Annotated in this window: 24 protein-coding genes; 15 read left to right on the top strand and 9 right to left on the bottom strand. The window is 72.1% G+C overall.

What is annotated here, in order from left to right; genetic code table 11:
• The 4 genes from HGBR_RS17110 to HGBR_RS17105 all read left to right on the top strand — a co-directional run.
• Positions 1-994 (top strand): phosphatidate cytidylyltransferase (locus HGBR_RS17110; RefSeq protein ID WP_019158848.1); only part of this gene is annotated, 994 nt, incomplete at its 5' end.
• 58 nt (positions 995-1,052) lie between these two features.
• Entirely contained in the window at positions 1,053-2,411 is a 1,359-nt protein-coding gene (gene rlmN, locus HGBR_RS08160) for a 23S rRNA (adenine(2503)-C(2))-methyltransferase RlmN (protein WP_019158847.1), read from the top strand.
• 18 nt (positions 2,412-2,429) lie between these two features.
• Positions 2,430-2,987: a DivIVA domain-containing protein gene (locus HGBR_RS08155; protein ID WP_019158846.1), complete on the top strand. Its 558-nt coding sequence runs from the start codon at positions 2,430-2,432 to the stop codon at positions 2,985-2,987.
• Positions 2,988-2,989: 2 nt separating this feature from the next.
• Positions 2,990-3,673: a hypothetical protein gene (locus tag HGBR_RS17105; protein WP_019158845.1), complete on the top strand. Its 684-nt coding sequence runs from the start codon at positions 2,990-2,992 to the stop codon at positions 3,671-3,673.
• Positions 3,674-3,736: 63 nt separating this feature from the next.
• On the opposite strand, the gene HGBR_RS08145 is transcribed toward HGBR_RS17105, so the two are convergent.
• From HGBR_RS08145 to HGBR_RS08135, 3 genes are read right to left on the bottom strand one after another with little or no spacing between them, the layout of a single operon-like run.
• Positions 3,737-5,038 carry an alpha/beta fold hydrolase gene (locus HGBR_RS08145; protein ID WP_019158844.1) on the bottom strand — a complete coding sequence of 434 codons (1,302 nt, stop codon included), beginning with the start codon at positions 5,036-5,038 and terminating at the stop codon, positions 3,737-3,739.
• A 26-nt stretch (positions 5,039-5,064) separates the two neighbouring features.
• On the bottom strand, positions 5,065-6,711 hold the full coding sequence (locus HGBR_RS08140) for a long-chain-fatty-acid--CoA ligase (protein ID WP_019158843.1): 1,647 nt from the start codon (positions 6,709-6,711) through the stop codon (positions 5,065-5,067).
• 14 nt (positions 6,712-6,725) lie between these two features.
• A complete protein-coding gene (locus HGBR_RS08135) occupies positions 6,726-7,943 on the bottom strand; it encodes an acyl-CoA dehydrogenase family protein (RefSeq protein WP_019158842.1) in 1,218 nt (405 codons plus the stop codon).
• A 96-nt stretch (positions 7,944-8,039) separates the two neighbouring features.
• On the opposite strand from HGBR_RS08135, the gene dxr reads away from it, so the two are divergent.
• The 4 genes from dxr (at position 8,040) to HGBR_RS08115 (ending at position 12,792) form a co-directional block, all read left to right on the top strand.
• Entirely contained in the window at positions 8,040-9,269 is a 1,230-nt protein-coding gene (gene dxr, locus HGBR_RS08130) for a 1-deoxy-D-xylulose-5-phosphate reductoisomerase (RefSeq protein WP_083882805.1), read from the top strand.
• Complete coding sequence (locus HGBR_RS08125; protein WP_026077441.1) at positions 9,266-10,666, top strand: M50 family metallopeptidase; 1,401 nt, start codon at positions 9,266-9,268, stop codon at positions 10,664-10,666. The genes dxr and HGBR_RS08125 overlap by 4 nt, the downstream gene beginning before the upstream one ends.
• An 85-nt stretch (positions 10,667-10,751) precedes the next feature.
• Positions 10,752-11,900, top strand: a complete 1,149-nt coding sequence (ispG, locus tag HGBR_RS08120) for a flavodoxin-dependent (E)-4-hydroxy-3-methylbut-2-enyl-diphosphate synthase (protein WP_026077440.1) — start codon at positions 10,752-10,754, stop codon at positions 11,898-11,900.
• A gap of 13 nt (positions 11,901-11,913) precedes the next feature.
• A complete protein-coding gene (locus HGBR_RS08115) occupies positions 11,914-12,792 on the top strand; it encodes a GNAT family N-acetyltransferase (RefSeq protein ID WP_040364887.1) in 879 nt (292 codons plus the stop codon).
• Positions 12,793-12,804: 12 nt separating this feature from the next.
• On the opposite strand, the gene HGBR_RS08110 is transcribed toward HGBR_RS08115, so the two are convergent.
• On the bottom strand, positions 12,805-13,197 hold the full coding sequence (locus HGBR_RS08110; RefSeq protein ID WP_019158837.1) for an RNA-binding S4 domain-containing protein: 393 nt from the start codon (positions 13,195-13,197) through the stop codon (positions 12,805-12,807).
• A 152-nt stretch (positions 13,198-13,349) separates the two neighbouring features.
• Between HGBR_RS08110 and HGBR_RS08105 the strand changes: the two genes are divergently transcribed.
• Entirely contained in the window at positions 13,350-14,306 is a 957-nt protein-coding gene (locus HGBR_RS08105; protein ID WP_019158836.1) for a cytochrome b/b6 domain-containing protein, read from the top strand.
• Positions 14,307-14,389: 83 nt separating this feature from the next.
• On the opposite strand, the gene HGBR_RS08100 is transcribed toward HGBR_RS08105, so the two are convergent.
• From HGBR_RS08100 to HGBR_RS08090, 3 genes are all read right to left on the bottom strand, one after another.
• The gene (locus tag HGBR_RS08100; RefSeq protein ID WP_019158835.1) at positions 14,390-15,319 is read right to left on the bottom strand and encodes a carbon-nitrogen hydrolase family protein; all 930 of its coding nucleotides are present in this window, start codon (positions 15,317-15,319) and stop codon (positions 14,390-14,392) included.
• Between the two features lie 109 nt (positions 15,320-15,428).
• Positions 15,429-16,451, bottom strand: coding sequence for a beta/alpha barrel domain-containing protein (locus tag HGBR_RS08095; protein WP_019158834.1), 1,023 nt, complete (start codon positions 16,449-16,451; stop codon positions 15,429-15,431).
• Positions 16,448-17,788, bottom strand: coding sequence for a CaiB/BaiF CoA transferase family protein (locus HGBR_RS08090; protein WP_245533312.1), 1,341 nt, complete (start codon positions 17,786-17,788; stop codon positions 16,448-16,450). The genes HGBR_RS08095 and HGBR_RS08090 overlap by 4 nt, the downstream gene beginning before the upstream one ends.
• A 233-nt stretch (positions 17,789-18,021) precedes the next feature.
• Between HGBR_RS08090 and HGBR_RS08085 the strand changes: the two genes are divergently transcribed.
• Together HGBR_RS08085 and HGBR_RS08080 are read left to right on the top strand one after the other, a co-directional pair.
• Entirely contained in the window at positions 18,022-19,854 is a 1,833-nt protein-coding gene (locus HGBR_RS08085; RefSeq protein WP_019158832.1) for a proline--tRNA ligase, read from the top strand.
• The gene (locus tag HGBR_RS08080; protein ID WP_019158831.1) at positions 19,851-20,693 is read left to right on the top strand and encodes a TSUP family transporter; all 843 of its coding nucleotides are present in this window, start codon (positions 19,851-19,853) and stop codon (positions 20,691-20,693) included. Before HGBR_RS08085 ends, HGBR_RS08080 begins: the two co-directional genes overlap by 4 nt.
• 13 nt (positions 20,694-20,706) lie before the next feature.
• Here the strand turns inward: HGBR_RS08080 and HGBR_RS08075 are convergent, their stop codons facing one another.
• Together HGBR_RS08075 and HGBR_RS08070 are read right to left on the bottom strand one after the other, a co-directional pair.
• Entirely contained in the window at positions 20,707-21,726 is a 1,020-nt protein-coding gene (locus HGBR_RS08075; protein ID WP_019158830.1) for an aminoglycoside phosphotransferase family protein, read from the bottom strand.
• Positions 21,723-22,760 (bottom strand): hypothetical protein, encoded by a 1,038-nt coding sequence (locus HGBR_RS08070; RefSeq protein WP_019158829.1) that lies wholly within the window; start codon positions 22,758-22,760, stop codon positions 21,723-21,725. The genes HGBR_RS08075 and HGBR_RS08070 overlap by 4 nt, the downstream gene beginning before the upstream one ends.
• 79 nt (positions 22,761-22,839) lie before the next feature.
• Here HGBR_RS08070 and HGBR_RS08065 point away from each other — a divergent pair, with 79 nt between their 5' ends.
• From HGBR_RS08065 to HGBR_RS17095, 4 genes are all read left to right on the top strand, one after another.
• The gene (locus tag HGBR_RS08065; RefSeq protein WP_019158828.1) at positions 22,840-23,328 is read left to right on the top strand and encodes a ribosome maturation factor RimP; all 489 of its coding nucleotides are present in this window, start codon (positions 22,840-22,842) and stop codon (positions 23,326-23,328) included.
• 112 nt (positions 23,329-23,440) lie between these two features.
• Positions 23,441-24,400 (top strand): transcription termination factor NusA, encoded by a 960-nt coding sequence (nusA, locus tag HGBR_RS08060; RefSeq protein WP_019158827.1) that lies wholly within the window; start codon positions 23,441-23,443, stop codon positions 24,398-24,400.
• A 122-nt stretch (positions 24,401-24,522) separates the two neighbouring features.
• Complete coding sequence (locus HGBR_RS21145) at positions 24,523-24,774, top strand: YlxR family protein (RefSeq protein WP_019158826.1); 252 nt, start codon at positions 24,523-24,525, stop codon at positions 24,772-24,774.
• 128 nt (positions 24,775-24,902) lie between these two features.
• A partial coding sequence (locus HGBR_RS17095; protein ID WP_040364866.1) for a translation initiation factor IF-2 N-terminal domain-containing protein occupies positions 24,903-25,228 on the top strand: 326 nt, incomplete at its 3' end.

The following is a 25,228-nucleotide window of genomic DNA, read 5'->3' as shown; positions in this document are numbered from 1 at the left end:
GCCCGCCGAGGCCGCGGAACCGGTCGCCGTCCCGGCCGGCGCGCCGCCGCGTCCCGTGCTGCCGCCGGCGACCGCCGGGATCCCGATCGGTCACGGCTTCGTCACGCCCCCACCGCGCCCCGTCGAACCCCCACAGGCGGAGGTGGGCGAGGCCCCGAAGGACTACGGCAGGGCGGGCCGCAACCTGCCGGCCGCGATCGGCGTGGGAGTCGTCATGGGCGGTTCCGTCCTCGCCTCCCTGGTCTTCTATCCGCCGTCGTTCGTGCTCATCGCGCTCGTGGGCGTGAGCCTCGCGATGTGGGAGCTGGCGAACGCCCTGTCGCGCTCCGGCGCCCATGTCTCGCGCACCCCCGTCATCGCCGCCAGCGCGTGCATGCTCGTGGCCGCATACCTGGGCGGCCGCGAGGCGCTGTGGGTCGCGTTCACCGCCGGTGCGGGTGCGGTCCTCCTCTTCACACTGCTGGAGCGCCGCACCGGCAACGCGGTGCGCGATGTGTGCCTCAGTCTCTTCGCGCTCACCTACGTGGGCCTGAGTGCCAGCCTCATCGTCTACCTGCTGACCCTGGACAGCGGCAATCTGCTCGTCATCTGCTTCCTGGCTCTCGTCGTCGGCAGCGACATCGGCGGGTACATCGCCGGCGTCCTCTTCGGCAAGCACCCCATCGCCCCCAGCATCTCGCCCAAGAAGTCGTGGGAGGGGTACGCCGGCTCCGCCCTCATGTCGACCGCTGTGGGCGTGGGCATGGCGCACTGGGCGTTCGACGCGCCCATCTGGACCGGGGCGGTGCTGGGGGTCCTCGTCCCCGCGTTCGCCACACTGGGCGACTTCTCCGAGTCCATGATCAAGCGCGATCTGGACCTCAAGGACATGGGATCGCTGCTGCCCGGCCACGGCGGCATCATGGACCGGCTCGACTCGATCCTGCCCACCGCACCGGTCGTGCTCATCCTCTTCAGCGTCCTGCCCGGGTTCGTCGATCAGGGTCCCCTCTGAGGACACTGTGAGCGGGGTGACCTGTGGGAATCCGGCACTCGTGAGATAATCGCGGCATATGTCTGAGACGACCAGCCCCTCCGCACCCCGACGGACCTCCGCGCGCAAGCAGGTCCGTCCCGTCGTCGAGCACGAGGACGGGTCGACATCGCGCACTCCCACGCGGGGCGGACGACCGCTCCTGGACTTCCGGGGACCGCGCGTCTCGCAGCCGCCGCCGCACCTGGCGGACCTGTCGATGGAGGAGCGGATCGCGGCGGTCCAGGAGATGGGCCTGCCCGGCTTCCGCGCCAAGCAGCTCTCGACGCACTACTTCGTCCATCACACGACGGACGTCCAGCAGATGACGGACCTGCCCAAGGACAGTCGTGAGGCCTTGGGGGAGAGGTTCTTCCCGCCGCTGCTGACGGAGGTCCACCGGCTGCGCACGGGCAACGGCGACACGATCAAGTTCCTGTGGCGGCTGTTCGACGGCTCGCTCGTCGAGTCCGTCCTCATGCGTTACCGCAACCGGATCACGCTGTGCGTCTCCAGTCAGTGCGGCTGCGGCATGAACTGCCCTTTCTGCGCGACCGGGCAGCAGGGCCTGACCCGCAACATGTCGACCGGCGAGATCGTCGAGCAGGTCATCCGCGCCAACCAGGCCATCGCCGCAGGAGAGTTGGCGGACACCTCGGACGAGGACCGCAACCTCCTGGGCGAGGAGGCCGCCGGTGTGGGGGACGAATCGGAGGCCCAGGACACGGGAGCACCCGCCGCCGGTGCCGCCGAGCGCGTCACGAACATCGTCTTCATGGGCATGGGCGAGCCGCTGGCCAACTACAAGCGGGTCATGAACGCCGTGCGCCGCTTCGTGGACCCGGCTCCGGAGGGCCTGGGCATGTCCGCCCGCCGCATCACCGTCTCGACCGTGGGCCTGGTGCCGGGCATCGAGAAGCTGGCGCGCGAGGACATCCCCGTCACCTTCGCGCTGTCGCTCCACGCGCCGGACGATGGCCTGCGCAACGAGATGATCCCGGTCAACACGCGCTGGAACGCGGACCAGGCGCTCGATGCCGCCTACGCGTACTTCCAGACGACCGGTCGCCGCGTGAGCATCGAGTACGCGCTCATCAAGGACATGAACGACCACGCGTGGAGGGCCGCGCTGCTGGCGAAGAAGCTGAATGCGCGCGGGCGCGGCTGGGTGCACGTCAACCCCATCCCGCTCAACCCCACGCCCGGTTCCGTCTGGACCGCCTCGGAACCCGCGATCGCCGCGGAGTTCGTCCGGGTCCTGCGCGACGCGGGCGTGCCCACGACCATCCGCGACACCCGCGGCAAGGACATCGACGGCGCGTGCGGTCAGCTGGCCACGTCGCAGCTGGACGAGGAGGAGGCCGCCACCGCGGCCCCTGCCGGATCCGGCACCGACTGACGACTGGAGGTAACAGGGATGGACACGAACTTCCCGCGGATGACGGGCTGGAAGTCGGGCTACGACCCGGCTCAGGTCGACAGCTTCTTCCGCCGTGCCCGCGAATCGTTCAACCGCGAGTCCCCGCAGCCCGGCGACCTCGATGCGCGCGCCGTCCGCACCGTGGGCTTCGACCTGGTGCGCAAGGGCTACCACGTGGGCGTCGTCGACGCGGCGCTCGACCGGCTCGAGGACGCGTTCGCGAAGCAGGCCCGCGACCGCATGGTGGCCGCGTCCGGCCGGGACGCGTGGATGGAGGAGCTCACGCGTGCGGCCAGCGCGCTGCGCGGTCGCCTCGAGCGCCCCGCCGGTGAGCGCTTCAACCGCGTGGAGAAGGGCGAACTGGGCTACGACACGGCAGAGGTCGACGCGCTGTGCGACCGGATCCACGGGTACTTCACCCAGGGCCGCGCCATGAGCGTCGACGAGGTCCGCCGCGTCCTCTTCCGCACCCGCAAGGGCGCCTCCGCCTACAGCGAGGACCAGGTCGACGCGTTCATCGACCGCGTCGTCGAAGTGATGGCGAGCGTCGACTGACGATGACGGAGACCTCCCCGCGGACGACCCCGGCGCCCCGCCTCGTCGATCCCACCTTCGACCTGCTGGACCGTCCGATCGCCCTGGGCGGCGCGGACGATCAGCTGCTGCGCGGCGCGGCTCCGCAGACGCCCCTGCTGGATGGTCGCCCGGTCGAGGACCCGCGCCTCGTCGCCGCCCTGTCCGTCCCCCATGTCTTCACGCGGGCGGAGGTGCTGGACCGCGCCGCGAAGCTGGGCGGCGTGTTGCGCGTCCTGGGCGCGGACGGCGCCTCCCGGCTCGTCATCGCCCGGGCTGTCCCGGATCACGTGCGCGCTTTCGCAACACTGGCTGGGGTGCGGATCGGTCTGCTCGTCGTGGACGAGGCGACGGCCGGACCCGAGGCCGCGGTCGCCGATGACGAGTCCCTCACCATCCGTCCGCTGCGCGACGGCGAGGATGCCGGCCAGGCGGGCGGCTCCGCCCTGCAGAACCCGGTGCGCAGCGTCCCCTCGCACCTCGAGGGCACGGCCGTGGAGGGCGGCGGCCAGGTGCGCGACCTCGACCGCCTCATGCGCGACGCGCGGATCGTCCCGGCTCCCTCGCGCCCGCGGGACGCGGACCGCCCCGCGCTCGTCCTCGACGGATCGCCCGTCGCGCTCGCGGCCGCGGCCGCGCACCTCGAGGGACTGCTGAGCGCAGACTGACGCCCGCCCCGCGGCATCCCCGGGCGTCCGGACCGCCCCACGCGCACAGGCGACCGCGCCCGGTCACGGCAGGCGCCGCCCCCGGACCAGGCCGATGAGCCGGTCGATGACCTCCGTGCCGGAGGCGCGGATCCCGTTGTGCTCCCACTCGTTCGTCACCCACGGGGTGAGGGCGGGCATGAGTGCGGCGGTCTCCAGGGAGTGCGCCGTGGGGACGTAGGCGTCGTCGAAGTAGACGATCGCGGCTGCGGGCACGCGCACCCGCCGCAGCGCCTCCGGGTCGTACAGGACCGGCCAGGGGTGCTCCGCCACGCGGTGGGCGATCTCCCGCCACGGCGCCAACTCCGCGTCCTCGTCGAAGAGGCCCGCATGCAGATGCTCGCCGCCCAGCAGGGTGGGGTCCGCGCTGACGTCGTCCGGCATCGTCGTCTCCGCCGCCCAGTCCGTGGTATGCCCGTTGGCCATCGAGGACTCGTGCAGGACGGCGTAGAGCGGGTTCCTCCCGCCGAAGGGCAGCATCGCCGCGAGGTCGTGGCGGAACGCGGGCCCGCGGTGGTCGAGGTGCAGCAGCCAGTGCAGCTGCTCCGCCCCGCCCGTCGCGCCCAGCCGGTGCCCCAGGGTCCGCAGGCGGGCCGGTGACACGGGCTGACCGGTGGGAAGGAGGATCTCCCCGGCGCCGGCCAGGTCCGCCAGCTCCTCCATCCGGTTCCGGTCGCCGGGGAACCGGTCGTAGAACGCGAGCGACTTCCGGCGCAGGATCTCCCACGTCGCGGCGTAGATCTGCTGCGGCGACCGGTCGACCGCCGGCAGCCCGCCGGTCATGATGGCACCGGCCAGGGACTCCGGGTGCGCGGACAGCCAGTGGACGGTCGTGAAGCCGCCGAAGGACTGCCCGATCGGGGTGACGGTGTCCGTCCCCAGATGTCCCAGCACGTCCAGGGCGTCCAGGACGATCGCGTCCGCGCGGAAATGGGTGAGGTACTCCGCGGCCGCGGCGGGCGACGCGGTGCGCAGGGTCCGTCCGGCCTCGGGCACGGAGTCGTCCCGCAGACCGGGGGCCGGGGTGTCCAGGCCCAGGGGAGTGGACCGGCCCGTCCCGCGCTGGTCGAGGAGGATGAGGCGGTAGTCGGCCAGCACCCGCGGCAGCCACGACGGGGAGGCGGGCTCCAGCGACGGACGGGGCGCCTCGACGCCCGGCCCGCCCTGCAGGTAGACCGCGTACGGGCGGTCGCCGCCGTCGTGGGCGGTGACGATCCGGGCGAACACCCCGATCGTCCCGCGGGCCGGGTCGGTGCGGTCCAGCGGGACGTCGAGGGTCACCTCGCGCACGTGCAGGCCGGGCAGGTCCAGAGTCTCCTCATGCATGCGCCCAGCCTACGCGTGCGGTCTGCTCAGCCCTGGATGCGGGCGGTGCGGCCGGACCACTCTTTCTCGCGCAGCGTGTGCTTCTGGATCTTGCCCGTCGAGGTCTTGGGCAGCACGTCCAGGAACTCGTAGTGGCGCGGTGTCTTGTAGCGGGCCAGGCGATCGCGCAGGAACTCCATGAGCTCATCCTCCACCAGGCCCGCGCCTTCCTTCCGCACGATGAACGCCTTGGGCCGCTCGCCCCACCGGTCGTCGGGGATGCCCACGACGGCGACGTCCACGACGTCCGGGTGAGCGGCGATCGCCTGCTCGACCTCGATCGTGGAGATGTTCTCGCCACCGGAGACCACGACGTCCTTCGCCCGATCGCGCAGCTCGATGTAGCCGTCCGGGTGCATGACGCCCAGGTCGCCGGAGTGGAACCAGCCGCCGGCGAACGCCTTCGCGGTGGCCTCCTCGTCCTGGTAGTAGCCCAGCATGACGTTGTTGCCGCGCATGACGACCTCGCCCATCGTCGCGCCGTCCGCCGGCACGTCGATGAGCACATCTGCGTCCGTGTCCGTCCGGATGACGCGCGCCCGGTCCGCCGTCAGCATGCCCACACCCTGGCGGGCCTGCTTCGCGGCGCGCGCGGGGCCGTCGAGCTCTGCCCACGGCTTCTGCCACTCGCACACCGTGTAGGGGCCGTACGTCTCCGTCAGGCCGTAGACGTGGACGATCTCGAAGCCGCGGTCGGCCATCCGCGCCAGCATCGTGGGGCTGGGCGGGGCGGCCGCCGTCGTGATCGTGATGCGCTGGTCGAGGTCGTGCGCCTCCTCCGCGTTCATGATCGTCGTGATGACGGTGGGCGCACCGTTGAGGTGCGTGACGCCGTGGCGGTCGATGAGGTCCCACATGACAGGGCCGCGCACCTCGCGCAGGCACACCTGCAGGCCACCGGCGGCCACGAGCGCCCAGCCGGTGCACCAGCCGCTGCAGTGGAACATGGGCAGCGTCCACAGGTAGACGGAGTCGTGGTCGAAGCCGGAGTGGACGATCTCCGACAGCGCGTTGAGGTACGCGCCCCGGTGGGAGTACATGACGCCCTTGGGCCTGCCGGTCGTGCCGGAGGTGTAGTTGATCGACAGCATCTGGTTCTCATCCGCGACGGCCCAGACCAGCTCGTCCGCATCCGCGGACGCGCCCGCCAGCAACGTCTCCAGGTCCACCACGTGCGTGCCCGCGGGGTTCGCGCGGGCCAGTGGCTGATCCGCGTGCTGGTCGTCCTCCGCCAGGATGATCGTGCGGACGGTCGTGAGCTCCGGGGCGACCTGCGTGATCTCCGGCCAGTGGACGGTGTCCAGCACCAGGACCGAGGATCCGGAGTGGTCGCAGATGTAGCGGACCTCCTCCGGCGCCAGGCGCGTGTTGACGGAGACGAGCACCGCGTCGATGAGCGGCACCGCGAACTGCGCGATGAGCATCTCCGGGACGTTCGGCATCATGTAGGCGACGCGGTCACCGGGCTGCACGCCGGCGGCGCGCAGCGCGCGGGCGCGCTCCTCGACCGCGGCGTGCAGCTGGGCGTAGGTCCAGGAGCGATCGCCGTGGACCAGGGCGGTGACGTCCGGGAAGACGTCCGCGGACCGGGCCAGGAAGGACAGGGGAGTCAGTGGGGTGTGCCAGGGTTGCACAGTGATCCTCCCCGTCAGTTCGCGAAGGCGTTGATGCCGGTGAGCGCACGGCCCAGCGTCAGCTGGTGCACCTCGTGCGTGCCCTCGTACGTGAGGACCGTCTCGAGGTTGATCGCGTGGCGCAGGGGCGAGTACTCGCTCGTGATGCCGGAGCCGCCGAACAGGGCGCGCAGGTCGCGGGCGATGTTCATCGCGGTGTCGACGTTCACCATCTTGCCCAGGCTGATCTGCTCCGGTCGGACCCCGGCGGGGGAGTCCTTGAGGCGACCCAGGTGCGCGGCGGTCAGCGTGATCGCAGAGTACTGGCCCAGCGCCTTCGCCAGCTTCTGCTGCGAGATCTGGAAGGACGACAGCGGCCGATCGAACTGGATGCGGGAGTCCGTGTACAGGAGCGCCTGCTCCAGCGAGTCCCGCGCCGCGCCGGTGACGCCGAAGATGATGCCGTAGCGGGCCTCGGACAGGGCGGACAGCGGGCCCTTGAGGCCGGACGCCTTCGGCAGCATCGCGGACTCCGGCAGGCGGACGCCGTCCAGCACGATCTCACCGGTGATGGAGGCGCGCAGCGACAGCTTCCGCTGGACCTCCGGCGTCTGGACGCCCGGGGTGTCGGTGGGGACGACGAAGCCGCGCACCAGCCCCTTCTCGCCCGTCTTCTCGTTCACCTCGTCCGTCTTCGCCCACACGACCATGACGTCGGAGACGGGCGAGTTCGTGATCCACATCTTCGCGCCGTTGAGGACCCAGTCGGAGCCGTCGCGGGTCGCGCGGGTCTTCATGCCGGCCGGGTCGGATCCCACGTCCGGCTCCGTCAGGCCGAAGCAGCCGATCGCCTCGCCCGCGGCCATCCGCGGCAGCCACTCCTCCTTCTGCTCCTCGGAGCCCCAGTGGTGGATCGACCACATGGCCAGCGAGCCCTGGACGCTCACCAGCGAGCGCAGTCCGGAGTCGACGGCCTCCAGTTCGCGGCAGGCCAGACCGTACTGCGTCGCGGTCGAGCCGGCGCAGCCGTAGCCCTCCAGGTGCATGCCCAGCACGCCCAGCTCGCCCAGCCCCTTCGCCAGCTCGCGTGCCGGGATGGTCCCCTCGAGGTACCAGTCGCCGATCGAGTCGCGGACGTGCTCGTCCAGCCACGAACGGACGACGCCCGCCCACTCGAGGTCCTCCTTCTCGAAGACCTGATCGACCTGCAGGATCTGGTCCGGCGTCTGCACACTGCCCTTCGTGACGGCCAAAGCGGTCGCTCCCTTCGGTGACGGCGCGGGCGGCGGGACCCGCCCGCGCGCTGGGCCACGACGCATCGCCTCCGTGGATCGAACTCCGAGGAAGGGATGCGAAGATCGTGGACTGTGAATGTTCGCGACCTCAGTGTAATCGGAGCCACAGGCTCGGTCGGCACCCAGTCCCTCGACGTGATCCGCGCGCACCCGGACTCGTTCCGAGTGGTGGGGCTGGCCGCTGGCGCCCGGCTGGATCTGCTGGCCCGGCAGGCCGTGGAGTTCGGCGTGCCCGCGATCGGGCTGGCCGCCCCGCCGGCGGACACCGAGGCCGAGGCCGTGGCCGCCGTCCGGCGGGCGCTCGCCGCTGCGGCCGCGCAGCAGGGCCGGCCGGACCCCGTCGAGGTCATCGAGCTGGGTCCCGGGGCCCCCGCACGGATCGCTGCTCGGCCCGCCTCCGTCGTCCTCAACGCGGTGACCGGGGCCGTGGGCCTCGACGTGACCCTCGCCGCGCTGCAGGTCGGCACGGACACCGCACTGGCGAACAAGGAGTCCCTCATCATCGGCGGCGAGGTCGTGCTGGCGGCCGCCCGGGCCTCGGGTGCGGCTCTCATCCCGGTCGACAGCGAGCACTCCGCGATCGCGCAGGCGCTGCGATCCGGCCGGGCGGACGAGGTCGCCCGGCTCATCGTGACCGCGTCCGGCGGGCCGTTCCGCGGGTGCACCCGCGCGCAGCTGGAGACGGTGACACCGCAGCAGGCGCTCGCACACCCCACCTGGGACATGGGTCGGGTCATCACGACGAACTCCGCGAGCCTCGTGAACAAGGGGCTCGAGGTCATCGAGGCGCACCTGCTGTTCGGCGTCCCGTACGACCGGATCGAGGTCGTCGTGCACCCGCAGAGCCAGGTCCACTCGATGGTCGAGTTCACGGACGGGTCGACGATCGCGCAGGTCTCCCCGCCGGACATGCGCCTGCCCATCGCCTACGCGCTGGGAGCCGGCCGCAGGCTCGCCTGCGGCGCGCGCCCCACCGACTGGACCGCCGCTGCGACGTGGACGTTCGAACCGGTCGACCACGAGGCGTTCCCCGCACTGCGGCTCGCGATCGAGGCGGGCCGAGCGGGCGGGACGCACCCGGCCGTGTACAACGCGGCGAACGAGGTGCTGGTCGACGCCTTCCACGCTCGCGCGATCCCCTTCACGGGCATCGCGGACGGGATCGCGGCGGTCCTCGCGGAGCACGGCGGGGGCGGTACCGCGCCGCTCACCCGCGACGACGTGCTGACCGCGGATGCGTGGGCGCGCGAGCGGGCCGTCCGGTGGATCGGGGCCCGCGGATGACCGCGCTGCTCTACCTCGTGGGGATCGTCCTGTTCCTCGTGGGCATCTCGCTGTCGATCGCCCTGCACGAACTGGGACACCTGGTCCCCGCGAAGCGGTTCGGCGTCAAGGTCACCCGGTACATGATCGGGTTCGGCCCCACCCTCTGGTCCACCCGCCGTGGCGAGACCGTCTACGGGGTCAAGGCACTGCCGCTGGGCGGGTTCATCGCGATGCCCGGCATGTATCCCCCGCAGGAGCAGGCCCAGGCGCGCCTGGGTGGCGGACGCCGGCGGGCGCCCCGGCGCGGGCGCCTCTTCGCGACCGCGGTGGAGGACGCGCGCCAACTGTCGAACGAGGAGCTGGAGCCCGGCGAGGAGCACCGCGCTTTCTACTCCCTGAGCGTGCCCAAGCGGCTCGTCGTCATGTTCGGCGGCCCCGTCGTCAACCTCGTCCTGGGCATCCTGGGACTGGCCGTGGGGCTCATGGGCATCGGCCTGCCGGGTCCCACGACCACCGTCCAGACGGTCGTCGAGTGCGCGGTGCCGGCGACCACGGCGGCGGAGCGCACGGAGGCCCAGCAGGCGGAGTGCCAGCCCGGCGACCAGCTCACCCCCGCGTGGGAGGTGGGGATCGAGCCCGGCGACACGATCGAGTCCGTCGACGGCCGCGCCGTGGCGGACTGGGACGCGATGGTCGAGGTGATCCGGGACAACGCGGGCCGGACCGTGCCGATCGTCGTGTCGCGGGACGGGCAGGAGCACACGTTCGACGTGCCGATCATCGAGAGCGAGCGTCCCGCACTGGACGCGGACGGCGAACCCGTTCACGACGCGGACGGCGCCCTCGTGACGGAGCCGGCCGGCTTCCTGGGCATCGGTCCCACGCAGGAGTACATCCCGGTCCCCGCGACCCAGTTCCCGGGGCACGCGGCCCGCGCGGTGGGCGACACCTTCCACGCGCTGCTGACGCTGCCGCAGAAGCTCGTCGACATCGCGCACGTCGCGTTCTCGGACGAGCCCCGCGACCCGCAGGGCCCCATGGGGATGGTGGGCGTGGGGAGAGTCGCCGGAGAGATCGCCTCGACGGACGAGTTCGAGACGGCCAGCGGCGAGGTGGTGAGCTTCGAGCTCATCGACAAGGCGCAGACCGGCATCAGCCTCTTCGCGTCGCTCAACCTCTTCCTCTTCGCCTTCAACATGGTGCCGCTGCTGCCGCTGGACGGCGGCCACATCGCGGTCGCGCTCTACGAGGGCGCCCGGCGACGGATCAACCGATGGCGCGGGCGGGGCGCGGTGGGCCCGTTCGACACCGCGAAGCTCCTGCCGCTCACCTACGTCGTCATCGCGGGCTTCCTCGCGATGACCCTCCTGCTGGTCTACGTCGACATCGTCAAGCCGGTCCGACTGTTCGGGTAGCGGCCGCCCCTCAGGCCGCTCACCGGCAGGACGAGTAGCATGAGGCGCAGCGCTCGAACGGCCGTCCACGAAGGGAACCGCACCTGTGAGCACAGTGAATCTGGGGATGCCCGCCGCACCTCCGCCGGTCCTGGCACCGCGTCGGAAGACCCGGCAGATCCGGGTGGGCAGCGTGGGCGTCGGCTCGGACCATCCGGTGTCCGTGCAGTCGATGACGACGACGAAGACGACGGACATCAACGCCACCCTCCAGCAGATCGCGGAGCTCACCGCGGCCGGCTGCGACATCGTCCGGGTGGCCTGCCCGTCCGCGGACGATGCGGACGCGCTGCCCGCGATCGCGCAGAAGTCCCAGATCCCCGTCATCGCGGACATCCACTTCCAGCCCAAGTACGTCTACCGCGCGATCGAGGCCGGCTGCGCGGCCGTGCGCGTGAACCCGGGCAACATCCGGAAGTTCGACGACCAGGTCAAGCAGATCGCCCGGGAGGCGTCCGCGGCCGGGGTCTCGATCCGGATCGGCGTGAACGCGGGCTCTCTCGACAAGCGCCTCATGGAGAAGCACGGGAAGGCCACCCCGGAGGCGCTCGTCGAGTCCGCGCAGTGGGAGGCCTCCCTCTTCGAGGAGCACGGGTTCTCCGACTTCAAGATCTCCGTCAAGCACCACGACCCCGTCGTCATGGTCCGGGCCTACGAGCTGCTGGCGGAGCGGGGCGACTGGCCCCTGCACCTGGGCGTGACGGAGGCGGGCCCCGCCTTCCAGGGCACGATCAAGTCCGCGACCGCGTTCGGCGCACTGCTGAGCGAGGGGATCGGCGACACGATCCGGGTGTCGCTGTCGGCCCCGCCGGTCGAGGAGATCAAGGTGGGCCACCAGATCCTCGAGTCCCTCAACCTGCGCCCGCGCACCCTCGAGATCGTCTCCTGCCCGTCGTGCGGCCGCGCCCAGGTGGACGTGTACACGCTCGCGGAGCGCGTGACCGCCGGTCTCGAAGGCCTCGAGGTGCCGCTGCGCGTCGCCGTCATGGGCTGCGTCGTCAACGGCCCGGGCGAGGCCCGGGAGGCGGATCTGGGTGTGGCCAGCGGCAACGGCAAGGGTCAGATCTTCGTCAAGGGCGAGGTCATCAAGACCGTCCCGGAGGCCGCGATCGTCGAGACCCTCATCGAGGAGGCGATGCGGATCGCGGAGGAGAACGGCCTGTCCCACGGCGATGCGGAGGTCGTCGTCGGATGACCGCGATGTCCCGGTGAGGGTCCACCCGCTCAGCGCACTGCACACCGGCTGGCTGCGGCAGCGGCTGCTGGCCGATCCCGCCCGCCACTGCTACCTGCTGGCGCTCGTGGAGGCACGCGGCACGGCGGCGATCTCCGGTCCCTCCGGCACCCTCTACGGGGTGTTCGACGGCGACGGAGACCCCGTCGCCGCCTACTGGCTGGGCGGCAGCATCGCGGCGGTCGGCGCGACGCCCGCCACGAACGTGCCGATCCTCCGCCTCCTCAACACGCGCGGCCGGTGGACCGTCTCCATCACGGGGGACGCGACCTGGGTGCTCGACCTCAGCCGATCGCTCACGTGGGGGCGGCCGCGCGGTGTGCGACCGGACCAGCCGCTGCTGGTCTTCGAGCGCTCGCCCCGGGTCCGTCCGCATCCCGCTCTGCGGGTGGGCGGGCCGGCGGACTTCCCGTGGGTGTACCCGGCCTCCGTCGAGATGTTCACGGAGGAGGTGGGCTTCTCGCCCATCGCGGACGGGGACCGCGACTACCGGGCGCGCGTCATGAGCCTGCTGGAGTCCGGCGGCACCCTCGTCGTCACGGGCGATCACGCACCGGACGGTTCTCCGGTGCGCCGCTGGCCCGCCGCGGGCAGCGCCCGGCAGGTCGTGTTCAAGGCGGACCTGGGGATCCGGACCGCGCAGGCCGTTCAGGTGCAGGGGGTGTGGACCCATCCGGACTTCCGCGGCCGCGGCGTCGCGGCAGCCGCGATGGCGGCGGTGTCCGCGCACACCCGTCGCGTCCACGCCCCGATCGTGAGCCTCTACGCGAACGCCTACAACACGCCCGCGCTGCGGGTGTACGAGAAGGCCGGCTACGTCCAGCGCGGCACGTTCGCCACGGTCATGTACTGACTGCGTCGCTGTTCAGTCCGAGGTGCGGCCGCGCAGTCGGTCGAGCGCGCGCCTGTCCTTCTTCGTGGGACGGCCCGTGCCGCGGTCGCGGCGGGGGACCGGTGCCCGCAGCGCCGGATCCGGCGGGGGCGTGAGGTCCTCGTAGCACCGCTGCGCGATGGGAGCGGCGGCGCGGGTCGCCAGCAGCGCCGTCACGCGCAGGATCCGCTCGCCGCCGGGGGTGCGCACGCGGATCTCCTGCCCCGCCGTGATCTTCGCCGCGGCCTTCACCCGCTGCCCGTCGACGTGCACGTGGCCGCCCCGGCACGCGGTGGTCGCGGCGGACCGGGCGCGGAACATGCGGACGGACCACAGCCACACATCGACCCGCATCGTGGCGCCAGGGGTGAAGTCCGGTTCCGGCATGGGAGCATGGTACAGGGCACGCCGCTTAACGCTCGTTCGAATGCGCACGGTATGCTCGGACCGATCATCTGCACACAGTTTCCGGTGGGATGGGTGGGAGAAGCCTCCATGCGACTCCCGGCCGTCGCGCCGCTGGACCCAGGAAGGCGCGCGTGAACACGTCGTCCAAGAACAAGAAGAAGGGCGGAATCGACCTCCAGCCCTTCGTCAGGCCCGCCCTCATCGCGGGCGGCGCGATCGTCGTGCTGGCGATCGTCGTCGGCATCGCGATGTGGCTGCGCACGATCCCGTCCGTCGAGGCCTTCATCGAGAAGTACCCGGGGCAGGACCCGCGCAACGAGGTGGAGTCCGGCTTCCCCGCGTGGATGGGCTGGCAGCACTTCCTCAACGCCTTCTTCATGCTCCTCATCATCCGCACGGGCATCCTGGTCCGCATCACGCAGCGACCTGAGGGGCACTGGACCCGCAACAACAAGGGCCTCATCAAGACGAAGGGCCAGCCCAAGAAGATCACGATGAATCTGTGGACCCACTACATGGTGGACGCGCTGTGGGTGCTCAACGGCCTCATCTTCTTCATCCTGCTCTTCGCGACGGACCAGTGGAAGCGCATCGTGCCGCTCAGCTGGGACATCTTCCCCCACGCGATCTCGACCGCGATCCAGTACGCCTCGCTCGACTGGCCGGCGGAGATGGGCTGGACGAACTACAACGCGCTGCAGCTGCTCGCCTACTTCACGGTCGTCTTCATCGCCGCACCGCTGTCGATCCTCACGGGTCTGCGCATGTCGAACGCGTGGCCGGAGGAGAACAAGACCCTCAACAAGATCTACCCGGCGCCCGTCGCCCGCGCGATCCACTTCCCGACGATGGTGTTCTTCCTCGTCTTCATCGCCATCCACGTCTTCCTCGTGTTCGTGGGAGCGGTCGTGGGCGGACACGGCATCTTCGGCAACCTGCAGCACATGTACGCCGCCTCGCACGACGCGCCGTGGCTGGCCTTCATCATGTTCGCGCTGTCGATCGTCGCGATGGTCGCCGCTTGGTTCCTCGCCCGGCCGGTGTTCCTCACCCCGATCGCCAACATGTTCGGCAAGGTCAGCCGCTGACTCGGTCGCACTGACCCGCGCACAGACCGAGGCCGCCTCCCAGTCGGGGCGGCCTCGGTCTGTGTCCGGGCGCGGACGCCGGGTCAGCCGTCGAAGCGCACCGACGGCTTGGGACGCTCGTCGACGGTCAGGGAGAAGACGTCCGGGCGCGCGTAGTGTCCGGTGGCATCGAAGTCGTACGTGAACCGGGTCCGGTCCGCGACGTCGATCTCCGCCGTGAGGATCTCCTCGCGGTCGTAGACCGGGCCTGCGAGCACCGTCCCGTCCGGGCCCACGATGACGCTGCCACCGCGGATCAGGTAGCCCGCCTCGTTCGGCTCCAGCGCAGAGGCGTAGTCGTCGCCGAACGCGTCCGCCCGGATCGCCTGAGCGGAGCCCAGCACGAAGCAGCGGCCCTCGAGGGCGATGTGCTGCATCGTCGCCTGCCACGAATCCCGGTCGTCGACCGTGGGTGCGCAGTAGATCTCGACGCCCTTCGCGTACATCGTCTGGCGCAGGAGCGGCATGTAGTTCTCCCAGCAGATGACCGTCCCCAGGCGGCCGAACCCGGTGTCGTGCACCGGCAGGGTGGAGCCGTCTCCGAATCCCCAGACCAATCGTTCGGCCCCGGTGGGCATGAGCTTCCGGTGGTGGCCCACCAACCCGTCCCGGGGACTGATGTGCGCGCTCGTGCAGTAGAGGGTGCCGCCCGCCCGCTCGATGACGCCCACGACGACGAAGACGTCGTGACGGGCGGCGGCCTCGGCGATGAGGGAGATCTCCTCGCCGTCCAGGGTGATGGCAGCGGCGGCGTACCGGGCGTACTCGTCGCGCCCGGCTTCGGTCCGCCGTCCCAGGGGCGCGCCGAAGGTGAGGCCCTTCGGGTACGTGCCCAGCAGGGCCTCCGGGAAGACGGCCAGACGCGCACCGGCCTGCGCCGCCCGGCCGATCAGGTCGGCGACGCGGCGGGCGGTCGCGTCGGAGTCGAACGGGACGGAACCGGTCTGGACGACGGCGACGGTCGTGGTGCTCATGGAGGTCTCCTTCAGGGGCGGTGCGTGGTGTGCCGTGTGTGCTGTGCCGTGGGTGCGGGTGAGGAGTGCCCGGTCGGGCAGTGTGGCGGTCGGTCGGCGTCGCGGTCGGTCAGGAGGAGGTCGTGGCGTCCGGGTCCGGCAGCACCCACGGGAACGCGGGTGCCTTCGAGCGGGCGCCCTGCGCCGCCCGCGAGGTCCCCGTCTCGCCCAGCAGGCCGATGACGCGCTCGCCGGCCTCGACGACGGCCGCGAACGACTCCGCGGTCAGCCAGTCCGGCTTGAGGGCGAAGAGGATGTCCTCGCTGGCGGTGTTCCCGGAGGCGCCCGGTGCGAACGGGCACCCGCCCAGGCCGGCCAGGGCGCCGTCGACGGTGCCGGCACCGGCCTGCACCGCGGCCAGCGTGTTCGCGACCCCCATGCCCCACGTGTCGTGACCGTGGAAGACGATGCCGTGGTCGGGACGGGCCCGGTGGACGGCACCCACCAGGTCGCCCACCTGCTGCGGGTCGGCCTGGCCCAGGGTGTCCGCGATGACGATCTCCGCGCAGCGGTCCCCGCGCGGATCGGTCGCGAGCGCGAGCGTGCGCCGCGGGTCGACGGGGCCCTCGAACGGGCACGTGAAGGCGGTCGCGAAGCACAGCTGCAGTCGCGCGCCCGCCTCCTGCGCGATGTCGAGCGCCCGGGGGAGCGCGGCCATCGAGTCCTCCGTGCTGCGACCCACGTTCGCGCGGTTGTGCGCGTCCGACACGGACAGGCAGTACTGCATCCGGGTGATGCCGGCGGCCACCGCGCGCTCGACGTTGCGGGGGGTGGCGACCCAGACCCACGACCGGTCGCGCTCGGCCGGCGTCAGCTCTGCGACGACCTCGAGCGTGTTCGCCAGGGGCGGGACCAGGTCCGGCCGCGCCATCGAGCCGATCTCCAGCTGGGGGACGCCCGCAGCCAGCAGCGTGCGGATGAGGGAGACCTTCTCCTCGACCGGCAGCAGGCCGCCCGTCAGCTGGAGCCCGTCGCGCAGCGTCACGTCGCGCAGATGGACCTGCGGTCGGGCGGGGGAGTCCAGAGCGCCCGACCCCTGTGCCCGCGACTGTGCGTCCCGTGCGTGTGCGCCCGGGCGGGTCGTATCGGTCATCTCCGGTCCTCCTGCGGGTCGGTGGTGCGGGCGGGCGGTGCGCCTGCGGTCAGGATCCGGTCGATGAGGTCCCGGTCCAGCCCGGCTTCGAGGAGCGCCTGCTCCGTGTCCGCGCCCAGGGCGGGACCCAGCGAGCGGACCGGCAGTCCGGTGCCGCCCAGGACCGGGGTGATGCCGGGGAACGCGATGGAGCGGTGGACGGTCGCGTCCGGTCCGTCTCCGTCGGCCACGTCGAACTCCTGGATCATGTTCCGGGCGCGCAGCTGCGGATCCGCGACGAGGTCCGCCGCGGTGTGGATGGGTCCGGCGGGCACGCCCGCGTCCTCGAGCTCCGCCAGCACGTGCTCCAGCGGGTGCGCGCCCGTCCACGCGCCGATCGCCGCGTCGAGTTCGTCGCGGGCGGCCCAGCGCCCGGCGTTGTCCTGGAGGTCCGGGCGCGCTCCCAGGTCCGGCCGGCCGATCACGGCCATGTAGCGGGCGAAGATCCCGTCCCCGTTACCGGCGATGACGACGGAGTCGCCGTCCGCGCACGTGTACGCGTTCGACGGGGCGATGCCCTCCGTGCGGCCGCCGGTGCGCGTGCGCAGCTCCCCGGTCAGGGAGTGGTCCGGTACGAGCGACTCCATGACGGAGAACATGGCCTCGTGCAGGGCGACGTCGACGGTGCGCTGCGCCAGCGGGGCCCGCGACGCGTCGTCCGCGCCCGTGCTGCCGGTGCGGGCGCGCGCGCGCTCGCGCTCGAACAGCATCATGACGGCGCCGAACGCGGCCTGCATCCCGGCGATCGAGTCGCCGATGCTCACCCCCACGCGCACCGGCGGTCGGTCGGGATCGCCCACGAGCGCGCGGAAGCCGGAGTGGGCCTCGGCGACGGCGGCGAAGCCGGGGCGGGAGGACAGCGGCCCGGTCTGCCCGAACGCGGACACGCGGACCAGGACGAGGTCCGGGTTGGCGGCTTCGAGCACGTCGGGGCCCAGCCCCCACCGCTCCAGGGTGCCGGGGCGGAAGTTCTCCAGCACGATGTCCGCCTCGCGGACCAGCGCGAGGACTGCCGCGCGTCCGTCCTCGGAGCGCAGGTCCAGCACGGCGGAGCGCTTGTTCCGATTGATCGTGCGGTAGAGGAGCGAGGTGTCCCCGGCGTGCAGACGCCACCCGCGCAGCTCGTCGCCGGTGCGGGGCCGTTCGATCTTGAGCACGTCCGCGCCGAAGTCCGCGAGCATGCGTCCGGCGGTGGGAGCGGCGATGTAGTTGCCCAGCTCCAGGACGCGCACCCCCTCCAGCGGCAGCGGTCCGGCCGCGCCCCGGGGCTCCCCGTCGCCTGCGGTCCGCGTGTGGATCTGCGTCACTGCACCAGCCTCCTGTGTTCGTCCCGCGGCGGTCGTCCGCGTCCGCGCGGGGATGCTCGGATCGTCGCACAGCGTCACGGACGGGACAACGCGTGTCCGCCCAGTGAGTCGGAGACCCCGTGCGGCGGGGTCCGCGGCCCCGTGCGACGGGCTCCCGGAGACGGCCCCGGTGGTAGAGTTCCACCGTCTGCCACCGCGTCCGCGACCCCCCTGAAGGAGTGCCCGTGCCCCTGCGCATGTCCAGCCTGTTTGTGCGTTCCCTCAAGGAGGACCCGGCCGACGCCGAGGTCGCGAGCCACCGTCTGCTCCACCGCGCCGGCTACATCCGCCGCTCGGCACCGGGCATCTACACGTGGCTGCCCCTGGGCCTGGGCGTGCTGCGCCGCGTCGAGACGGTCATCCGCCAGGAGATCGAGCGGGCGGGTTCGCAGGAGGTCCACTTCCCGGCGCTGCTGCCGGCAGAGCCCTACCAGGAGTCCGGCCGCTGGGAGGCGTTCGGCGACCTCCTCTTCTCGCTCCAGGACCGCAAGGAGAACGACTACCTCCTGGCCCCCACCCACGAAGAGGTCTTCACCCTGCTCGTCAAGGACCTGTGCGGCTCGTACAAGGACCTGCCGCTCAGCCTCTACCAGATCCAGACGAAGTACCGCGACGAGGCCCGCCCGCGCGCCGGCCTGCTGCGCGGCCGCGAGTTCATCATGAAGGACGCCTACTCCTTCGACCTGGACGACGCGGGGCTGGACGCCTCGTACCAGGCGATGCGCGAGGCGTACATCCGCATCTACGAGCGCCTGCGCCTGCCCTACGTCATCGTCGAGGCGACCCCGGGCGCGATGGGGGGCGCGGGGACGGAGGAGTTCCTCTACCCGTCCCCGGTGGGCGAGGACACGTTCGTCCGCACCGCGGGCGGCTACGCGGCGAACGTCGAAGCCGTCACGACGGTCGCGCCGGAGCCCGTCGACTGGAGCGATCTGCCGGCCGCGCACGTGGAGCCCACCCCGGACACCCCCACGATCGCGACGCTCGTCGACGCCTCCAACCGACTGCAGCCGCGTCAGGACCGCGAGTGGACGGCCGCGGACACGCTCAAGAACGTCGTCGTCGCCGTCACGCACGCGAACGGTGAGCGGGAGATCGTCGTCATCGGCCTGCCCGGCGACCGCGAGGTCGACCTGGGCCGTGCGGAGGGCACCGGCCGTCTGGGCGAGGGCGAGATCGCCGTCGAGCCCGCGACCGAGGCGGACCTCGCGGCCCTGCCGCAGCTGGTGAAGGGCTACATCGGCCCCGGCGAATCGCTCGACGCGCCGTTCCTGGGTCTCGAAGGGGGCTCGGGCCTGCGCTACCTCGTCGACCCCCGGGTGGCACCGGGCACCCGGTGGGTCACCGGCGCCAACCAGCACGGCCACCACGTCTTCGACCTGGTCTACGGCCGCGACTTCACCGCCGACGGTCTCATCGAGGCCTCGGAGGTGCGCGCGGGCGACCCGGCACCGGACGGCTCCGGTCCGCTCGAGCTGGCCCGCGGCGTGGAGATCGGCCAGGTCTTCAAACTGGGCACCAAGTACGCGGAGGCCCTGGGCCTCACCGTTCTGGACGAGAACGGCAAGTCGCGCGTCGTCACGATGGGCTCGTACGGCGTGGGCGTGTCCCGCGTGCTCGCCTGCATCGCGGAGGAGCACCACGACGACCGCGGCCTCATCTGGCCGCAGCACCTGGCGCCCGCGGACGTCCACATCGTCGCGACGGGCAAGGACGCCGAGGTCTACGAGACAGCCGAGTCGCTCACCTCCCAGCTCGAGCAGCAGGGCGTCCGCGTGCTCTACGACGACCGCCCCAAGACGAGCCCCGGCGTGAAGTTCGGCGACGCCGAGCTGCTGGGCGTCCCCACGGTCCTCGTCGTGGGCCGCGGGCTCAAGGACGGCAGCGTCGAGCTGCGGAACCGGGCGGACGGCACCTCGCGGGACGTCCCAGTCGCGGACGCGGTCCAGCAGACCGTTGAGCAGGTCGACGCCGGCTACGCGCTGGCCGGCGGCACGCGCGCCGACTTCCTCGTGTGACGGCGCTGACCGCGGCCGCCGCAGCGGGCACCGCGGCGGCGGCCGCACCGGGCACCGGGGTCGAGGTGACGGTGGGACTCGTCCTGCTGCTCCTGGCCGTGGGGCTGGTCGCCGGCACGGTCGACGCGGTCGTGGGAGGCGGCGGCCTCATCCAGCTGCCCGCCCTCCTGCTCGTCCCCGGCGTCTCCGCCGTCCAGGCGCTCGCGACGAACAAGGTGGGCTCGATCGCGGGCACCGCGATGTCGTCCGCCACGTACCTGCGCCGCATCACCCCCGACCGGTCCGCGACGCTGCCGGCGGCCGGACTGGCGCTGGGGGGAGCGGTGCTGGGCGCGATGCTCGCCGCGATCGTGCCGGAGGCGCTGTTCCGGCCCATCATCCTCGTCGTGCTCGTCGCCGTCGCCCTCTTCACCCTGCTGAAGCCCAGCCTGGGGCAGGAGGCGCAGCTGCGGTTCCCGCCGGACTCCGCCGCGCACCACGGGGTGGCCTGGACGCTGGGGTTCCTCGTGGGCGTCTACGACGGCGTGCTGGGACCGGGCACGGGCTCGTTCCTCGTCATCGGCCTCGTCGCACTGGTGGGCTTCAGCTTCCTCCAGGCCACGGCCTCGGCGAAGGTCATCAACCTGGCCACGAACCTGGGCGCGCTCCTCTTCTTCATCCCGGCCGGCCACGTCGTCTGGTCGCTGGGCCTGGCCCTGGCGGCGGGGAACCTGGCGGGCGGCTACCTGGGCGCCCGCGTCGCGATCCGGTTCGGCAGCGGCTTCGTCCGCATCGTCTTCATCGTCGTCGTGGCCGCGCTGGTCACGAGCATGGGCTGGGACGTGCTGCGCGGCCGGTGACGGCGCGGGGAGCTCACCCCAACGGCTTGAGGCGGTGCGCGTCGACGCCCTGCACGCTCACGTGCGACAGGGCGCGGGCGACCCACAGTGACCGGGCGGCATCGCCCCACGCCTTCTGCGTGCCGCCCAGTGCGGAGCGCAGGTACCAGAACATGTTCTCGACCTCGCGCGCGATCGCAGACCCTAGGCCCAGGGCCGGATCGACGACGGCACAGCGGCACAGCTCGCTCGCGAAATCGCGCAGCCACGCGGCCTGCCCCTCCGGATCCGTCGACGGGATCTCCGTCATCCGGTTCCACAGCAGCGGGGCGATCATGTACGCCGCGGGCCCCGTGAGCGGCTGCGGATCGATCGCCTTCCAGGTCGCGATCCCGTACTCGTCGGGATGCCCGGCGAGGATGTTGTAGTAGTGCAGGTCCGCGTGCAGCAGCCACGACTCCTCCGACCGCGCCAGGCGGTCGATCCACAGGCGGGCGGCGTTGACGACGGACCAGTCCGCGGGGGTGAAGTCCGGGAACTCCCGCAGCAGCGCGGAATCCGCTTCGAAGCGCTCCAACCAGCCGGCCGCGATGTCCTGGACCCGCACCAGACCGGCGGGACCGGGCACCCGCAGCGCCTGCGCCAGCTGGCCCCACACCTCGGGCACCTGCTCGAGCGGCAGGGCGGACAGGTTCGTGTCCGTGCGGAGCCGCTCCTGCAGGGTCGCGCGGAACGACGGATCGTCCGCCAGCACCTGCACGGCCCCGCGGCCGTCCCACGCGCGCAGCGCGGTGAGGATCTGGTCGTGCACCTGCGGGTTGTCCGTGTTGGGTGCGGCGAAGCGGATGATCGCGGGCGTGCCCTGTGCGGTGAGGACCGGGATGACGAGGGACTCGCAGCCGGCCCACGGACTGGTGGGCTGGGGGTCCGGTGTGAGCGACCAGCGCTCCTCGAGCTCCATGAGCATGAAGTCCAGCGCCCGGGTCCACGCGTGCGTGTGCCGGGCCCCGCTGATCTCCGTCGCCGTGTCGTAGAGCACCTGCGGGACCTTCACGCGGCATCCTCCTGGGTCTGCTGGTCGACCTCGAAGCGGAGGTCCTGCGCGCCCCCGGCCTGGGAGCGCGCGCGGGCACTGTCATCCAACCACGCCGCGAGGGCCGCCGGTGGCAGCGACCCCCGCGCGTCCAGCAGCGCGGCGGCCACCGCGTCCTCCGCCGACCGCATCGCGGCGCGTGCGGTCTCCGCGTCGTGCGGGTCCTCCGGCAGGTCCCACGCGGGTCGGTCCGAGGGGGTCGGCGAATCCGGGACCAGGGCGCCCACGGCCGCGACGACGCCCTGCAGGCGCCCCACCCGACCCGTGGTGCCGGAGCGGGCGGGGTCGTCGTCGGGCAGGTGGACGGCGGCACGCTCGTACGCGTACTCGGCCGCGTAGCAGGTGGTGACGAGTGCGGCGGCGGGGGTCGGGGCGGCGGTCGCGGAACCCGTGGCCCGGTCCCCGTCGTCCGGCTGGGCGTCCTCGGTGCGCCGGTCGCCGGCCGCGGCCTCGGCGGTGGGGGCCTGGGCGGCCTCCTCCGCGGCCTGGACCGCGGTCGTGAGGCCCTCGGCCAGGGCGGACCGGACCTCCCCGGCCGTGTCCGCGTCCAACCCGTCGAGGTGCAGCAGGGCGCCGGCGGTGACGTCGAGGAGGACGGCGGCGGTGGCGGAGGTCGTGGTGCCCAGTCCGGCCAGACTCTCCGCGACCCGCCGGGCGACGTCCCCCAGCCCCGCCGTCGCGTCCATGGGTGCGGGGTCCGGGTGCGGGGGAGCGACCGGCTCCTCCAGGTCCGCGGGCGGGTTCCACGGCGGCCCCACCGCGCGGGTGAAGGTCGTGACCGCATCGCCCACGGCGGCGGGGCCGGTGTGCGCCTCGATCGCCGCGAGCGACCGGGCGACGGCGTCGCGCAGGAGGTCGTCGGCGGCCAGCTCCGGCATCTGGGGATCGCGGTCCAGGCGGATCCCGCAGCCGGTCAGCGCCGCGGCGGCAATGCCCAGGGCTCCCGCCAGAACGGTCCGGCGGACGGGACCGTCCGGTGCTGTCTCCCTGCGCATGCAGACAATCGTAGCGGCTGGTCGGTAGGCTTCTGGCGACGCGCAGACACGTCCCCGGCGCACCCGAAAGGCACCACCCATGGCACTCCACACCGGCCCGATCCACGACGCACTCGCGACCCCGCTGGCGGAGCAGGGCCTCGTCGTCGAGGACATCCGCGCGCACGCCGCCGGCCGCCACCGGACGCTCACGGTCGTCGTCGACCTGGACGCGGACCACGCGGAGCCAGTGTCCTCGCAGGCGGTCGCGGACGCGACCCGGACGATCTCCGCGCTGCTGGACGGTCTCGACGTGTGGGGCGACCACCCGTACACGCTCGAGGTGACCTCGCCCGGTGCCGAGCGCCCCCTCACGCAGCCCCGCCAGTTCCGCCGGTCCGTGGGCCGCCGGCTGCGGGCGGAGCTGTCCGGCGCCGGGACGGGGGAGGACGCCGAGGCCGTCGAGACGGTCGAGGCGACGCTGGTGTCTGCGGACGAGGACGGGATCGTGCTCGAGGAGGTGCGCGGGGGCGGGCGGATCCCGTACGCGCAGGTGCGCACCGCGCGCGTCGTCGTCTCCCTGCGCTGAGCCCGCGCGCGGTCGCCTATAGTGGTGACCTCGGGTGGCGCGCCTGACGGGCACGACCTCAGAGCGGACATGTCGCTCTGCACGGCCGCACGAGTGAGAGGGACGGGAACAGATGGACATCGATCTGAGCGCACTGAGGATGATCGAGGCGGACAAGGAGATCCCCTTCGCCACCCTCGTCGAACTGATCGAGCAGGCACTCCTGCTGGCCTACCAGCGCACGCCGGGGGCCTGGCAGGACGCACGCGCGGAGATCGACCCCAAGAACGGGCGCGCGATCATCTGGGCCGTCGAGTTCGACAACGACGACGTGCCGATCGGCGAGTTCGACGACACGCCGGAGGACTTCGGCCGCATCGCCGCGATGACCGCGCGCAACGTCATCCACCAGCGACTGCGCGACGTCGAGGACGAGGCCGTCATGGGCACGTTCCGCAGCCGCGCCGGTGAACTGGTGTCCGGCCGCGTCCAGCAGGGCCGCGACCCGCAGATGGTGCAGGTGGATCTGGGCGACGTCGAGGCGGTGCTGCCTCCCCACGAGCAGGTGCCGGGTGAGACCTACGCGCACGGCGACCGCATCCGCGTCGTGGTCGTCGATGTGCGCCGCGGCCTCAAGGGCCCCTCGATCACCGTCTCCCGGTCGCACCCGGACCTGGTCCGCCGCCTCTTCGCCCACGAGTCGCCGGAGATCGCGGACGGCACCGTCGAGATCGCCGCTCTGGCGCGCGAGGCCGGGCACCGCACGAAGATGGCCGTGCGCGCGCTGGCGCCCGGAGTCAACGCGAAGGGCGCGTGCATCGGTGAGCTGGGCTCGCGCGTCCGCTCCGTCATGGCGGAGCTGGGCCAGGAGAAGATCGACATCGTCGACCACTCCGACGATCCGGCGCAGTTCATCTCGCAGGCGCTCTCGCCGGCCAAGGTGCTGAAGGTGGAGATCCTCGACGCGGCCGCCAAGTCCTCCCGGGCCACGGTACCGGAGGACCAGCTGTCCCTGGCGATCGGCAAGGAGGGGCAGAACGCCCGCCTGGCCGCACGGCTGACCAACTGGAAGATCGACATCGTCGCAGGCTGAGCCGCCGCGCGCGGCGCGGGACCGCGGTCAGCGCCGCCCTGGCCCCAGGTGGGAGCGCTGGGGCGGTGCTGTAGACTGGTCCGGTGTCGACGGCAGTGCATGCTCCCCGGGAACCGTTCCGGATGTGCATCGCCTGCCGCCGCAGGGAGCCTCAGTCGCAGCTTCTGCGCCTGGCCGTGCTCCGCGCGGACGACGATCGGATCGTCGTCGACACTGATCGCAGGCTCCCCGGCCGGGGAGCCTGGATCCACGATTCGGCCGCGTGCTGGAAGAGGGCACGTGCGAAGCGGGCCTTCAGCACAGCGCTCCGCGCGCCGGGCCTGCCCGGCCCGGAAGCGGCGCCGGACGGGATCGGGACCACAGGAAGCAGGTAATTCGAATGGATTCCGTGTAGTGAGTGTCACCCGATGACGACTCGAAACGACGGTCGTGAGCAGTGAGATGAGAACTGCGCGACCCTGATGCGGTCCTTCCTGCCCGGGAGGACCCGGACAGGAGAGAAGTGGCAAAGCCCCGTGTCCATGAGCTCGCGAAGGAGCTCGGCACAACGAGCAAGGAGATGCTCAGCACGCTCCAGGAGATGGGCGAGTACGTCCGCTCCGCATCCTCGACGATCGAAGCTCCGATCGTCCGCCGACTGAGGGAGAAGTACGCCGCGGACGGCAAGTCCTCCGGCTCCTCCAAATCCAGCGGCGCAGCCGGGAAGCCCGGACCCAAGCCGGGGTCCGGCAGGCCCGCGGCACCCAAGCCGGGAACGGCGCCCAAGCCCGGTGCCGCCAAGCCCGGTGCCGCCGCAGGCGGATCTGCGAAGTCCGGCGCCGCGAAGCC

Origin of the sequence: Brevibacterium senegalense (assembly GCF_000285835.1) — a bacterium.
Classification (GTDB): domain Bacteria; phylum Actinomycetota; class Actinomycetes; order Actinomycetales; family Brevibacteriaceae; genus Brevibacterium; species Brevibacterium senegalense.
Note: the sequence above shows the minus strand (reverse complement) of the source record. Positions and strands in the feature narration are given on the sequence as shown.

Excerpts from the sequence above, each read along its gene's own strand:
- rlmN (WP_019158847.1), top strand. The coding sequence starts at position 1,053 with ATGTCTGAGACGACCAGCCCCTCCGCACCCCGACGGACCTCCGCGCGC.
- HGBR_RS08145 (WP_019158844.1), bottom strand. The coding sequence starts at position 5,038 with ATGCATGAGGAGACTCTGGACCTGCCCGGCCTGCACGTGCGCGAGGTG.
- HGBR_RS08125 (WP_026077441.1), top strand. The coding sequence starts at position 9,266 with ATGACCGCGCTGCTCTACCTCGTGGGGATCGTCCTGTTCCTCGTGGGC.
- HGBR_RS08070 (WP_019158829.1), bottom strand. The coding sequence starts at position 22,760 with ATGCGCAGGGAGACAGCACCGGACGGTCCCGTCCGCCGGACCGTTCTG.
- HGBR_RS08095 (WP_019158834.1), bottom strand. The coding sequence starts at position 16,451 with ATGACCGATACGACCCGCCCGGGCGCACACGCACGGGACGCACAGTCG.
- HGBR_RS08100 (WP_019158835.1), bottom strand. The coding sequence starts at position 15,319 with ATGAGCACCACGACCGTCGCCGTCGTCCAGACCGGTTCCGTCCCGTTC.
- HGBR_RS08065 (WP_019158828.1), top strand. The coding sequence starts at position 22,840 with ATGGCACTCCACACCGGCCCGATCCACGACGCACTCGCGACCCCGCTG.
- HGBR_RS08155 (WP_019158846.1), top strand. The coding sequence starts at position 2,430 with ATGGACACGAACTTCCCGCGGATGACGGGCTGGAAGTCGGGCTACGAC.
- HGBR_RS08110 (WP_019158837.1), bottom strand. The coding sequence starts at position 13,197 with ATGCCGGAACCGGACTTCACCCCTGGCGCCACGATGCGGGTCGATGTG.
- HGBR_RS21145 (WP_019158826.1), top strand. The coding sequence starts at position 24,523 with ATGTGCATCGCCTGCCGCCGCAGGGAGCCTCAGTCGCAGCTTCTGCGC.
- HGBR_RS17105 (WP_019158845.1), top strand. The coding sequence starts at position 2,990 with ATGACGGAGACCTCCCCGCGGACGACCCCGGCGCCCCGCCTCGTCGAT.
- nusA (WP_019158827.1), top strand. The coding sequence starts at position 23,441 with ATGGACATCGATCTGAGCGCACTGAGGATGATCGAGGCGGACAAGGAG.
- dxr (WP_083882805.1), top strand. The coding sequence starts at position 8,040 with ATGCGAAGATCGTGGACTGTGAATGTTCGCGACCTCAGTGTAATCGGA.